The organism is Stenotrophomonas maltophilia (assembly GCF_003970865.1).
GTDB lineage: Bacteria > Pseudomonadota > Gammaproteobacteria > Xanthomonadales > Xanthomonadaceae > Stenotrophomonas > Stenotrophomonas maltophilia_AR.
Window position 1 is genome coordinate 39642 of the sequence record NZ_RXLZ01000021.1, and the last position, 13473, is coordinate 53114.

General features: G+C 65.2%; 11 protein-coding genes. 3 read left to right on the plus strand and 8 right to left on the minus strand.

The features are described 5' to 3' along the window. Positions 1-158 precede the first annotated feature (158 nt). From EKL94_RS09060 to EKL94_RS09095, 8 genes are all read right to left on the minus strand, one after another. Positions 159-647, minus strand: coding sequence for a hypothetical protein (locus EKL94_RS09060; RefSeq protein WP_126928828.1), 489 nt, complete (start codon positions 645-647; stop codon positions 159-161). 31 nt (positions 648-678) lie between these two features. Beyond that, positions 679-1431, minus strand: a complete 753-nt coding sequence (locus EKL94_RS09065; RefSeq protein ID WP_126928829.1) for an HAD family hydrolase — start codon at positions 1429-1431, stop codon at positions 679-681. A 95-nt stretch (positions 1432-1526) separates the two neighbouring features. After that, entirely contained in the window at positions 1527-1937 is a 411-nt protein-coding gene (locus EKL94_RS09070; RefSeq protein ID WP_004139214.1) for an EF-hand domain-containing protein, read from the minus strand. A gap of 232 nt (positions 1938-2169) precedes the next feature. Beyond that, complete coding sequence (locus EKL94_RS09075) at positions 2170-2541, minus strand: hypothetical protein (RefSeq protein ID WP_087921310.1); 372 nt, start codon at positions 2539-2541, stop codon at positions 2170-2172. A gap of 226 nt (positions 2542-2767) precedes the next feature. After that, complete coding sequence (locus EKL94_RS09080) at positions 2768-3481, minus strand: M15 family metallopeptidase (RefSeq protein WP_126928830.1); 714 nt, start codon at positions 3479-3481, stop codon at positions 2768-2770. Beyond that, entirely contained in the window at positions 3414-4967 is a 1554-nt protein-coding gene (locus EKL94_RS09085) for a serine hydrolase domain-containing protein (protein ID WP_126928831.1), read from the minus strand. The genes EKL94_RS09080 and EKL94_RS09085 overlap by 68 nt, the downstream gene beginning before the upstream one ends. 63 nt (positions 4968-5030) lie before the next feature. Continuing rightward, a complete protein-coding gene (locus EKL94_RS09090; RefSeq protein WP_126928832.1) occupies positions 5031-8033 on the minus strand; it encodes a TonB-dependent receptor in 3003 nt (1000 codons plus the stop codon). Positions 8034-8084: 51 nt separating this feature from the next. Then, a complete protein-coding gene (locus tag EKL94_RS09095) occupies positions 8085-9575 on the minus strand; it encodes a transglutaminase-like domain-containing protein (RefSeq protein WP_126928833.1) in 1491 nt (496 codons plus the stop codon). Between the two features lie 132 nt (positions 9576-9707). On the opposite strand from EKL94_RS09095, the gene EKL94_RS09100 reads away from it, so the two are divergent. From EKL94_RS09100 to EKL94_RS09110, 3 genes are all read left to right on the plus strand, one after another. Then, the gene (locus EKL94_RS09100; protein WP_126928834.1) at positions 9708-11147 is read left to right on the plus strand and encodes an SH3 domain-containing protein; all 1440 of its coding nucleotides are present in this window, start codon (positions 9708-9710) and stop codon (positions 11145-11147) included. Then, positions 11144-12238 carry a dipeptide epimerase gene (locus tag EKL94_RS09105; protein ID WP_126928835.1) on the plus strand — a complete coding sequence of 365 codons (1095 nt, stop codon included), beginning with the start codon at positions 11144-11146 and terminating at the stop codon, positions 12236-12238. Before EKL94_RS09100 ends, EKL94_RS09105 begins: the two co-directional genes overlap by 4 nt. 376 nt (positions 12239-12614) lie before the next feature. Next, positions 12615-13463, plus strand: coding sequence for a MurR/RpiR family transcriptional regulator (locus tag EKL94_RS09110; protein ID WP_126928836.1), 849 nt, complete (start codon positions 12615-12617; stop codon positions 13461-13463). Positions 13464-13473: the final 10 nt, after the last annotated feature.

Here is a 13473-nt window from a genome sequence, read left to right on the forward strand (position 1 = left end):
TCGATTACGGGAACGGGGAACAGCTCGGACCCGTATTGTCGCCGGAGCGCGGCGCGGCGGCGATATGCAGAGCAACATGAAAAACAATGGTAGTGCCGGCCGCTGGCCGGCAACCTCCGGATGCCTGGAATGGTGCAGTTGCCGGCCAGCGGCCGGCACTACCCCTTGAGCTGGCGCTTCAGGGTGGCATCCAGGGTAATCGGCCGGTCCCAGTGCTGGTAACTGGCCACGATGGCATGGCGCACGGCGCGGTAATGCAGATTGTCCGGCTTGGCGGGCATCCGCTTCACCACCGCTTCCCAGCCACCCTCCGGGTCCTGGCTGAAGGCACGCACGCTGTCGCGGCAGGTCTGGCCGCTGGCCTTGGCCCAGAAACAGGCGAAGTAGATGTCCCCCGCCTGCCAGCCATGGGTGGTGAACAGCGCGCTGATGTACCCGCGCGGCACGCCGGCATAGCGCGACACTTCGTCGAGGAAGGCGTCGGGGTAGCGCTCGGCGTAGTGATTGATGTCCTGCAGCTGGGCATCGACCCAGCGGTCACCGGTTTCCACCGTGTAGGCCGCCGAACGCTCGGCGGTCTGCTGGGCCAGCACGGTGGCCGGCACCAGCAGCAGGGACAACAACAGCGCGCGCAGTCGGACGTTCATGCCCCGATTCTGCCGCAGCCGCCGGGCCCTGTCAGGCCGCCGCTGCGGCCTTGGCCTCGATCGCCGCCAGTGCGGCCGGCCAATCGTGGGCGGTGTCGGCGGTGACCATGCGCGGTTCATCGTCGGCCACGCCGTGCTGGGTCTCGTGTGCCCAGGTCACTGCATACGGGGTATGCACGCCCCAGCCGCCCAGGGTCACCACCGGCTCGATGTCCGAACGCAGCGAGTTGCCGACCATCACGAACTGCTGCATCGGCAGATCGAATTCGGCCAGCACGCGGGCGTAGGTTTCCGGGTCCTTCTCCGAGACGATCTCGATGCGTGGGAACAGCTCGGCAAGGTTGGCAACCTTGATCTTCGCTTCCTGGTGGAACAGATCGCCCTTGGTGATCAGCACCACCGGGTAGTGCTCGGCGATGGCCGCCACCGATTCGCGCACGCCGTCGATCAGATCGACCGGGTGGCGCAGGGTGTCGTGGCCGATGTCCAGCATGCGCTGGATGTCCTTGGCGTCGATGCGCTGGCCGGTGATGTCGATGGCCGCTTCGATCATCGACAGGACCATGCCCTTCACACCGTAGCCGAACACGGCCAGGTTGCGCTGCTGCACTTCCAGCAGATGGCGTGCGGTCTGGGTGTCGTGCACGTCGACGTAGCGCGACAGCAGGTCAAGGTAATCCTGCTCGGCCTTGCGGTAGTAGTCCTCGCTCTTCCACAGCGTGTCGTCACCGTCAAAACCGACCAGGCCGATGGCGCGCGACGGCGCAGGCGTGGAGGTGTTCATCGTGCAAGGATACAGGGGTGCTGGTGACGATAAAAACCCGGGCGGCCGCAGCCGCCCGGGTCCCCATGCACCGGTCTTCCCGAATCAGGTGTGGATCAGCGGCCCTGGGCCGCGCCGGCACCCGCACCGGCCTGCTGCGCGGCCACGTAGGCCTTGTACTCATCGGCGCTCAGCTCGCCGTCCTTGTTGGTATCGGCCTGGTCGAACACCTGGGCCAGGCCCGCGTTCACCTGTGCCTCGGTCTTGCTGATGGTGCCGTTGCCATCGGTATCGATGCTGGCCCAGGTCTGGCCACCGCCATTGGCCTGCGCCGATGCCGCCGCGGCCGCATTGGTCGCCTGGTCAGCCGCCTGCCCTGCCTGTGCCGCCGACTGCTGCGCCTGCGCGGCTTCGTTCTGTGCCTGCGCGGCCTGCTGCTTGGCCGACTGGGCCATCGCCGGAATGGCCAGCACGCTGCCGGCGGCGACGATCAGGGCGATCAGGGGCTTGCGGTTGCGAATAGTCATCAGGGGTGTCTCCTACCAATTGGGTGGTGTTGCGCGGCGTGTTGTCTCCGCACGGCACCTACCCTGCCACCGCATTTCTGAATCGATTTTGCCCCGCGACCGGCGTCAACACGCACGATTAACCACTCGCCTCCGCGCATGCTTTAGCGCGGTGGTTAGCAGCAAGTGAGCACCTCATAAGATGCGCATTCAGCGCTGCCGGATTTAACCGGCAGGCAACGAAAAACCTGCGTCAGTCGACGGTTTTTTCCAATGACCGCGAACTGAACAACACCCAGCCGAGGGCAACGCCGGCGAGCGCACCGGCGATTTCCAGCACCACGCGGCTGCCGAGTTCGTTCGGATCATGGATGGTGGCGAGGAACAGGCGCGCGTACAGCGGCGACTCCAGCCGCACGATGCCCATGTAGAACAGCTTCCATGCATCGATGCCGGCGGAGATGATCACGGCGATGACGCAGGACCAGCCGATCGCGTGCCCCACTGTCCAGTGCAGCAGCCGGCACAGCTGAGACCACAGGAAGTACACCAGCAGCCCGACCAGCAGGGCGATGGCGCCGGCTTCCAGGGTACCAAGCAGGCCGAAGTGCAGGGGTAGGTTCATCGGGTGGGAAACGGTGGGATGGCGGCCAGTGTAAGGGATCTGCCCCGGACCCAATCCGGTAGCCACAGTAGATCCACGCCATGCGTGGATGAATCTCCATCGAAATCGAATATCGCGAGAATTGAACGAAAGGCGTCCACGCATGGCGTGGATCTACCGTGTCGACCAAGGTCGACACCTACCAAGAGCAGCGGGAAATTGTCGAGGGCGCCCCGGCCGATAACCCCTAAAGCACCGGCACGTCGTACGCGGTGCCGGGATCCGGCTCGGGCTGCAGGGTGTAATGCCACCACTCCTGTGGATAGTTGACGAAGCCACGGCGCGTCATCGCCTGCACCAGCTGCTGGCGGTTTGCCTGCTGCGCAGCGCTCAGCCCGCTCGTCCGGGTATGCGCGCGCGGGCCAAAGAAATCGAAGTCGGTGCCCATGTCCAACGGCGTACACGCACCGCTGCGGCAATCCAGCAGGCCCAGATCAACCGTGGCACCGCGGCTGTGGCCGGAGCGCTCGGCGATGTAGCCGTCGGCCAGCAACCGTGGCTTGTCCAGATCCGGGTACTGCTGTGCCTTGCGCGAGAGCTCGCGCGGATCGTTCACCCAGGCCATGAAGGCCTGCACCGAACGCACCGGCCGGTAGCAGTCGTAGAGGCGCAGGCCCAAGCCCTGCGCGCGCAGATCCTGTTCCACCTGTGCCAGCGCCTTCGCCACCGGCGCCAGCAGGTAGCAGGACGGCGCCTCGTAGCCGGGTACGCGCGCACCGGTGAAGTTGTTGGCGCTGGCGTAGCGGATGTCCATGTCGATGCCTGGCGACAACGTGCGGATCTCCACCAATCCGGCGCTGGCCGCGTCGGTAGCCGGTGAAACGCGCGGTGGCTCAGCGGCGCTGGTGGTCGCTGCCAGCGCAGTTGCCAGTACGAGTGAAATGCAGGTCCTGGAAGTCATAACTGAAGTCGATGTCCGGATCGATGGCGCGCAGGTCCAGTGTCGGTGCCGGGCCTTCGCCCGGCTGCAGCCACGCCTGCGCCTCGTCACCCAGCGTATCCCAGCGCAGCAGCCAGCGCCCCTGCAGTTGCAGCACGGTCGCCTGCAGCCTGGGCGACTTGTCCACGCTGAAGCGCAGGCCGTCCTTGCCCGGGCACAGTGAAGCCGGGCCCAGCCACGGATCGCTGTAGCGGCCCTGCCAGTGCGGCAGATCGGAAGCCGACGCCTGCCGCGCATCTGACGTCGGCGGCCGCTGATGCCCGGTTGCCGCACGAGCGGCCTGGTCTGCCTTCAGTTCCGCCAGGTACTCCGTCGCCGGGCCCGAATGGTCTGGTGCGGTGAAGCGCTTCAGCATGGCCTGCATCAACGCCGTGCGTGCATCCTCGCCTTCACCGTTGATCAGCATCACCACGCCCACCTTGCGGTCGGGCAGCAACGCCAGTGAAGAATACATGCCTGACAACGTGCCGGTATGCGCCACCTTCCACTGCCCGTCCATGTCCGACACGCGCCAGCCATAGCCGTAGCCGTAGAAATGCGCGTTGTCCCAGCGCCGCTGGCGCTCACCCAACGGCATCGGCATGTGCAGGCTCCACAGCGTGCGCCGCTGTTCGCTGCCCAGCCAGTCCGGCACCAGCGCGGGATCCAGCAGCACCTGCATCCAGCGCGTCATGTCGCGCAGTGAACAGCGGATGCCGCCCGCTGCCATTGAAGGCAGGTCCGGGCTGATCGCAGCATCGGCGTTCACCACCTCGTTGCGTTCACCACGCCAGGCATGCGGCTGCGCCACGTTGCCCACGCGTTTCACCGACCACGCACCCACCTGACAGCGCGTCATGCCCAGTGGTTCGAACACCTGCTCGCGCATCAGCTGGTCGTACGGTTTTCCACCCGCTGCCGCCGCCACTTCACCGGCCACCACATACATCAGGTTGTCGTAGGCGTAGTGGCTGCGGAAGCTGCTGACCGGCCTCAGGTGCGCCAACCCGGCAATGATGTCGGCGCGGGTGAACGTGTTCGGCTCCGGCCACAGCATCAGATCACCGGCGCCCAAGCCGAGACCGCTGTTGTGGATCAACAGGTCGCGCACCTGCATCTGCTCGCCCACCCACGCATCGTGCATGCGGAAGCCCGGCAGGTGTCGCTGCACCGGATCATCCCAGCGCAGCGTGCCCTGCTGCACCAACCGCGCCAGCAGCGCAGCGGTCATCGCCTTGCTGTTGGAGGCGATCTTGAACAGCGTGTCCTCGTTGATGCGGCCGCCATCACCACGCGCGCCCTCGGCATGGCGATAGACCACCTGTCCGTTCTCGACCACCGCCATCGCCAGCCCGGGCAGATGCTCGACCCTGACCACGGCGGCGACATCGGCATCAATTGAAGCGGTGTCGATGGCCGATGCCGAGGGTGCGGCCAATGCGGCCGCAAGGATCAGCAGATGATGCATGGGTGTTCCTCACGGGTGCGACCCGGCACCCGCGCCGCCCATCGGGACGGCGCGGATCGTGCTTCAGTAGTTCAGGCTCACGGTCAGCTGCGCATAGCGCGGTGACTGGAAGCTGGTCGGCCACAGGAAAGTGTCGCTGATGTGACCAATGGCGTTTTCCTTCTCCTGGTCAACCGACATCCTCTTCTGCTGGTTGGTCAGGTTGTAGATGGACAGCTTGACCTTCAGGTCGGCCTCGCCGAACTGCTTGTTCCAGGTGATGTTCGCACCCAGTTCGTAGGTCCACGGCATGCGCCCGTAGCCGCCACGCGGGGAATGTTCGTAGACACGCTCGGAGGGAACACTGGACGTGCAGTTCTGCACGCAGATGTAGTAGCTGTGGAAGGGTTTGGTATTGCCGCTGGGGTTGCCCACACCGAATCCGGTGACCGGGCCGCCGGAGCGGGCATCAAGCGTGGCGCCGACCAGCAGGTTCTCGGTGATCGCATAGCTGCCGCGCAGCTTGAACTGATGGCGACGATCATTGGCCAGGTAACCATAGCCTCCACGGTTGACCCATGGATCATCGAAGTTCTCGGTGCGGCCGGTATCGGCGAAATCGGTATCGGAGTTGACCGGCCCCTCGGCGTTGCCGCGCCCATAGGCCAATGTGTACGAGGCATTCATCGCCCACTTGCCGTCCCAGCCACGGTCCAACTGCAGTTCCAGTGCCTTGTAGTCGCGACGCGGCTTGTCCCAACCGATCTGGCCGATGTAATTGCCCTTGTCATCGTACTGGGCAAAACCTTCCTTGCTGGTGTCCACGGTCAACCAGCCATCGGAGGTGCCGTCGCAGTTGGTATCCCCCCACACGGTGACCTTCCTGCCCGGGTTGGCCATTACCCAGCCCACTTCGGCGTTGCCGCACTGCGCGCTGGCAGTGATATGCATGTCATCGATGGCGTTGTGCAGCTTGCGGTAGATACCGCGCACCCCATAGGACCAGCGCTCGTTGAGCATCTGCTGGAAGCCCAGGATCAGCTCGTCCTGGTAGACCGGATCCATGTCACGGTCCACTTCCGAGCGCAGGTCACCCACGGTGCCATCGCCCTGCGAGTTGTCCACCGGCCCGATCTGCGCACCGGTGCGCGGCACGGCATAGCGGCTGCCATTGATCTCGCGGATGTCCCAACCGTTGAAGGCATAGTAGGTGCGCTCATCAAGCAGGCCGCCGGCCTGCTTGATGTTGATGACGTTGGCCACCGGCAGGTAGTAGCGGCCGATGTTGCCGAACAGTTTCATTGCACCATCGCCCTTGATGTCCCAGGCGAAGCCGGCGCGCGGCGCCCACATGTTGTCCATCTTGATGTAGCTGCGACCTTCGGCATCCTTGTTGTCGAAGGTCTCCATGCGGATGCCGAGGTTCAGCAGCAGGTTGTCGGTGACCGACCAGTTGTCTTCCAGGTAGTACGCCGAATTGGTGCTTTCGAACTCACCCCCCACTTCATTGCGCCGCGCACGCACGTAGGCGGTAGTGCCCGCTGGTACCACGCCGCCGTTCTCCAGGATCGAGCCGGGGGTGGTCTTGTAGACGTTGTAGTAGAACGCACCGGGGCCCGGATAATAGCGGTCATAGGTGGACACGTTCTTCTCGTGATCCACACCGAAGCGCAGCAGATGGGCGCCCAGCTGCCACTCGAAATCCAGCCGCGCCTGCTCGCGGTCATCCACGCGTGACTGCACGGTCGAGTTGGTGGTACAGCCCAGCGGTACGCCTGCCGGAGCCAGTCCGCTCTCGGCCACCACGCGGTTGCACTCCAGGTCGGTCATGCTGCGCTGCGAGGCATAGCGCTGGTTCTTGCCGTACATCGCACGCACCGACAGGCCTTCGGTGAGCTGGCCGTTGTAGGACGCGGCCCAGTTCTTGCCGCCGTTGGTGGTGTAGATCTCGTTGGTCTTGGCAGTTGGCTCGCCCTTGGCCAGGTCGAAGCCGTAGACGTCGTAGGCCCAGTTGTCCTTGTCCGAGAATCCCATCAGCGACAGGCGGTGGTTGTCGTTGATCTGCCAGTCCAGCTTGCCGCCCCAGAACGGGTCGTTGGTGCTGCCCTGGTTGAAGACGTTGCCATCGTTGTTGGTGTACTGGGCGCGATTGTCGCGGATCTCGTACATGCCGAAGAAGAACAGGCGGTCCTGCACCAGTGCACCCGAACCCCATACGTTGAGGCGGTTGGTGGTGTGCTTGTCCTGGCTGCCGATGATGTACGGCGTACCGTCAGCGGTGTAGTGATCGTTCTTGCTGGACTGCCAGGCACGCGGCTCGAAGGTGTACTCGACGCCAGCGTGGAAATCGTTGCTGCCCGAGCGGGTCGCAGCGTTGATCACGCCGCCGGTGGTGCGGCCGAACTCCACCGAGTAACCGCCGGTCTTCACCTGGAATTCCTGGAAGAACGCGAACGGTGCCGACGAGAAGCCGACACGGTTGTAGAAGTCGGTCACGTTCAGGCCATCGATGTAGACCGCATTCTCGGCCACCGACGAACCACCGAAGGAGATCCCCTGCGCACCCAGCGAGCCTTTGCCCGAGACCACGCCCGGCGCCAGCATCGCCACTGATTTCAGATCCTGGTCGACCGGAAGCCGCTCGATGTCCTGGCGGCTGAGGTTCATGGACGAGTCGGTGGAAGTTACGTCCACCATCGAGATGACCTGAGGTGCACGCACCTGCACGGCGCCCAGCGTGCTGATACCCGAGACCGGCACGTTGACCGTGGTGGCATTGCCCAGTGACACCGTCACTTCACCCACTTGCGCAGGCGCGCCGCCAGCCACCGCCACCTCCAGGGTGTAGGTGCCTACCGGCAACTGCGGTATGCGGTAGCTGCCACTGACGTCGGCCTTCACCGAACGCGAGAAACCGGTGGCAGGATTGCGCACGGTCACGGTAGCGGCCTCCAGGCGCTGGCCCGAATCCGTGACCAACCGGCCGACCACCGAACCATCCTGTGCGAATGCGTTGGGCGCGATCACGCCCAGACACGCCCCGAGGGCGACGCACAAGGCCGCCCGTTTGATGCTGTAAGCCTTCATCCCCTGCTCTCTCCTGCAAGAATTGAATGGTGTGGATTGCGATGTGTCGCGCTAGCGTTGCCCGGCTGGCAGTACCCGCCACTGGAAGTCGTAGCTCCATTGGTCGAAGTACAGGTTGCCGCCTGCCCACTCGGCCTCGCCACGCTGCGAGTCGACCGTTTCCGAGCGGTAGTGCTGTTTGGCCGGCACGAAGGGCTGGCCGAAATCATCGTTGAAGGTGATGCGGTAGCCATCGAGGCCACCCAGATAGAAATCGCGCAGCGCCGGTACATCGCTGGCCAGTGCGCCGGTGGTCACGTCCATCGGCAGCCAGCCATACGGCGCCAGGTAGACCTGTCCCCAGTCATGCAGATTGTTGTAGCCGCTGCCATCGTCGGAGAACACCATGCCCGACTGCCAGCGCGCAGGAATGCCGTTCATGCGCAGCAGCGCAATCAGCAGCAGGGTCTGCTGCCCGCAGTCGGCATGGCCGGCACGCAGTGCGTAATCGCTGATGTTGCTGATCGTGGAATATTCGCGCGCACCGGCCCAGGGAATGCGGTCCACGGCAGCGAACAGCCTGCGCACCACTTCGTACGGGCGTGTCTCGCCCTGCAGCACCTGCTCGGAGAACAGCTTCAGCGCCGGGGTGAAGCGCACATGCGGCAGCTGCTCGGCCAGATAGGGCTTCAAGGCCGGATCAGCCGGGGTTGGCTGTACCTTGGTCGGGTCAATCGCGGTATGCCGGGCGAAGATCGTCGCTGCGTAGCGGATCTCGAAGCGGGTCGGCTTGCCGGCCACCGCCTTGGCTTCCAGGTAGGCGGTGCGCTGCAAGGTACTGGCCGGTGCCACGCGTGCCTTGCCGGGCGTGCTGCCCAACCACTGCACTTGCTCCTGCTGGCCCGGGATCTCGCGCGGGTACGGAATCCAGGCGCGTACGGTTTCACCGGCCGGGACGGCATCGGCTTTCACCGTGAGCGACTGGGTGAATTCAATGCGCTGCGGCAGTACCGACGCCTGGCCACTCTGTTCGGCTGCGGCAAGCACGTGCGTGTGGTGCGCGTTGAGCACTTCGTTCGGGCCCGGCGGTGACATCGGTGCATCCGCGCGGCGGCGTGCGCGTGCTTCGTTACTGAGCAGGAACAGGTTCGACGGTGCGCGCTTGAAATACCAACGCGTGCCATCGATATCGAGATGCTCGATCAGGCCGAGCTGATCCCAGCGCGCGAATTCCTCGTCGGTCAGATCGGGAATCCAGCGACGCACGGCAGACTTGGCGGCGGTTTCGTCGAGGGAAAAATCCAGGCGGATGCGGCGCATGCGTTCTTCCTGGAACGCGATGTCATCGAAACTGACGCCAAGCTCCGCCGCGTCGGCGGCCGACCAGGTGTTCAGTTCGCTGTGTGCTTCAAAGAACCGTCCCGCGTCGATCATCTGCACGACGCGCGCAAACTGGACGGCCGAGGGCGGCGGCTCCGCTCCCGCCGACCACGCCCACAGCAGCAGCGCGGCACACAGGCCTGCGGCGGCAGGCAGACGCGGTTTGCGAACGGCAGACTCCACAGCGACACTTCCCCAGCGCGGGTGGTAACGGCTGTGTAACACGGGCCGGGATGCCGGTCAATAATTTATTCTTGATTTCGAGGCCGAAAGGAATAAATATTCCAACAGGCATTCGAGGAGGGTGTGCACCGCATGAGCCTGGCTTCCCGCGAACCGCGCCGGCGTTGGCCGCGCCGGTTGACCCTGGCCCTGTGCCTGCTGGCCGCACCGGCCTTTGCACAGGCGGCACCACCGCCCGATCCGGGCGCACCGCTGCCCTATGTGATCGGCCTGCACGAGGCCTATCTCACACCGCAGTACTGGGCCGCACGCCTGGACAACGCCGATGCGCCGATCCTGGACCGCGCGCAGATCGAGGCACAGAACGCACGGATGCGGGCACAGGACAGCCACATCCAGGACATCGCCGCACTGCCAGCCCAGCATGATGCGGCGACGGTGCGTGCCAGCATCACCGCGCTGTCGCGCTGGCCCACGCGCGCCCTCTACAACGACAAGGGCCAGGCGATCGCGCCCGCGCTGCGCAGCGCGATCGAAGCCAACCTTGGCCTCGATGCGCTTTCCGCCCAGACGGCACCGGCCTACGGGCTGGTGGTGAAGCGCACGGCACTGCGCACCTTCCCCACCCGCGAGCGCGTCTTCAGCACCGTCGGTGACACCGACATCGACCGCTTCCAGGAATCGGCACTGTTCCCTGGCGACAAGGTCGCCGTGGTCCACCGCAGCACCGATGGCCACTGGCTGTTCGTGCACAGCGAGCGCTACAGCGCGTGGATCGAAGCCGATGCCATCGCCAGCAGCGACAAGGCCACGGTGCTCGGTTACGGCGCGAAGGGACCGTACCGGATCATCACCGGCGCCACCGCACAGACCGTCTACACCCCGGAAGAACCGCGCGTTTCGCGCCTGCAGCTGGACATGGGCGTGCGCCTGCCGGTGCTGGCCGACTGGCCCGCGTCAGAGCCGGTGAACGGCCAGCAGGCGCATGCCTCGTGGGTGGTGCAGTTGCCAGTGCGGGAGGCCGATGGTCGGTTGAAGCTGGTACCGGCCCTGCTGCCGCGCTCACAGGACACCGCCGCCGACTACCTGCCGCTGACCCCACGCCTGCTGCTGCAGCAGGCCTTCAAGTTCCTCGGTGAACGCTACGGCTGGGGCCACGACTACGACACCCGCGATTGCAGCGGTTTCGTTTCGGAAATCTACCGCAGCTTCGGGGTGCTGCTGCCGCGCAATACCAGTGCACAGGCCATCAGCCCGGCGCTGGATCGCCTGCCGTTCAGCAGCAAGGACGGCAAGGCACTGCGCGACCGTGCCGTCACCGACCTGCAGGTGGGCGACCTGGTCTACATCCCCGGCCACGTGATGATGGCCATCGGCCATGTCGACGGCCGTACGTGGGTGATCCACGATACCGCGGGCGGCAGCTGGTTCGGCGCCGACGGCACGCGCGTGCAGGCCCATCTCAATGGTGTTTCGGTCACGCCGCTGGAGCCGATGATGGCCAGCGATACCGTCCGCTACATCGACCGCATCACCAACATCCAGCGCCTGCGGGCCAAGACTCCTGAATGAAGATCACCGCCATCGAACTGGGCATGCTGCGCGTGCCGCTGAAGACGCCGTTCAAGACTGCCCTGCGCACGGTGGAAACCGTGGAAGACGTGGTGGTGCTGATCCGCACCGACACCGGCAACACCGGTTACGGTGAAGCCCCGGCCACCGCGGTGATCACCGGCGATACGCACGGCTCGATCATCGAAGCGATCCGCCACTTCATCGCCCCGCGCCTGATCGGCCAGGACGTGGTCAACCTCAACCATCTGTGCACGCTGGTGCAGACCGCGATGGAGCGCAACACCAGCGCCAAGGCGGCGGTGGAGATCGCGCTGTACGACCTGTGGGCGCAGCTGCACGGTGCGCCGCTGTACCAGATGCTCGGTGGCGGCGACCCGGTGATCACCACCGACATCACCATCAGCGTGGACTACATCGACAAGATGGTGGCCGACTCGCTGTCGGCGATCGACCGCGGCTTCGAGTCGCTGAAGATCAAGGTCGGCAAGGACATCGGCCTGGACATCGAACGGGTCAAGGCGATCCACGCCGCGGTGGAAGGCCGCGCCCTGCTGCGCCTGGATGCCAACCAGGGCTGGACCGCCAAACAGGCAGTGCACGCCATGCGCACGCTGGAAGAAGCGGGCGTGGTGCTCGAGCTGCTGGAGCAGCCAGTGAAGGCCGCCGACATCAGCGGCCTGAAGTACGTCACCGACCGCGTCAACACGCCGGTGATGGCCGACGAAAGCGTGTTCAGCCCGAGCCAGGTGATGGACCTGATCCAGCAGCGCGCGGCCGACATCATCAACATCAAGCTGATGAAGACCGGCGGCCTGTCCAACGCGATCCGCATCGCCGACATCGCCGGCATCTACGGCGTGCCGTGCATGATCGGCTGCATGATCGAGTCGAGCATCAGCGTGGCTGCCGCCGTGCATCTGGCCGTGGCCAAGAGCGATGTGATCACCAAGGTCGACCTCGACGGCCCTTCGCTGGGCCAGTTCGACCCGGTCAGCGGCGGCGTGCATTTCAACGAATCGGAGATCAGCATCAGCGACGTGCCGGGGCTGGGCATCACCGAAGTGCGCGGGCTGGAGATACTGGGTTGATCCGCGCAGTCGAGCATGGCTCGACTCTACAGGGGCCATGGGTGACTGACGCCTGGTCGGGCGTTACTTTTCTTTTCGCGAAAAGAAAAGTAACCAAAAGAAACGCTCCGCCGGCCGCAAGCCGACGTGCTACGCACGCCGGTGCCCTGCGCTCCTCGGCCCGCCGAGGGACGGCGCGGAACTCGCTGCGCTCAGACACCCGCGCCTCTTCGCCCTCGCCGGACCTGCGGTGCTCGGCTCGCTTGAAGGCGGACTCAACCTCAAAGGCAACAACTGCACTCCGCAACCTTTTCGTGGCTGGCACCCGCCCGACCCATTCCATGACACGCTCTACGCTGCCAACCGCAACGCCTTTGCAGACACCCGGACGCCCCGCATGCCGCCCCTGCTGAAAATCCGCACCGAGCGCGGGCAGATGTCGGCCATCGAGCGCCGCATCGCCGACTTCATCCTCGACAACGCCCACCTGCTGCGCGACTACTCGTCCCAGCAGCTGGCCAGCGCGTTGGGCATCAGCCAGTCCAGCGTGGTGAAGTTCAGCCAGAAGCTCGGCTTCAAGGGCTACCCGGACCTGAAGTACTCCATCGGCCAGGATGTCGCCCGCGCCGGTGCCGACCCGCAGCAGGCACCCAGCGAACCCGACAACAGCGACGACTACCTGCGCCTGGGCGAGGCCCTGCGCCGCAGCAAGGCACAGGCCGAAGAGGAAACCCGCCAGGCCAATCCGCGTGAGGAGATCGAACGCATCGTGCAGCTGCTCGACGGCGCACCGAAGCTGTTCGTGTACGGCCTGGGGGACGACGGCCTGTTCGCGCGCGAGTTCGCCATGCGGCTGTCGCTGCTCGGCCTGCTGGTGGTACCGCATACCGACCCGATCCTGATGCTGGCCAACCTGTCGGCCGCGCGCCCCGGCGATGCGCTGCTGATGTTCTCCGAGTTCGGCAACCTGCCCCAGCTTTCGCAGCTGTCACGGCAGTTCCAGGACATGGGTGGCAAGGTGATTTCCATCACCCGCCACACCGCCAACCCGCTGCGCGCGCATGCTGATGCAGCGCTGGTGGTGTGCGCGCACGATCGCACGCCGCAGGTCGCGCAGCTGCTGTACCGTAGCGCCATGCACGCCCTGCTCGATTTCCTGTTCGTGCTGCTCTGCCATACCAATCCGGATCGCCAGCAGCAGCTTGCGGTGAACCTGGAGCGGATCGACCACCTGCTGGATTCCTGACCGGAGCGCA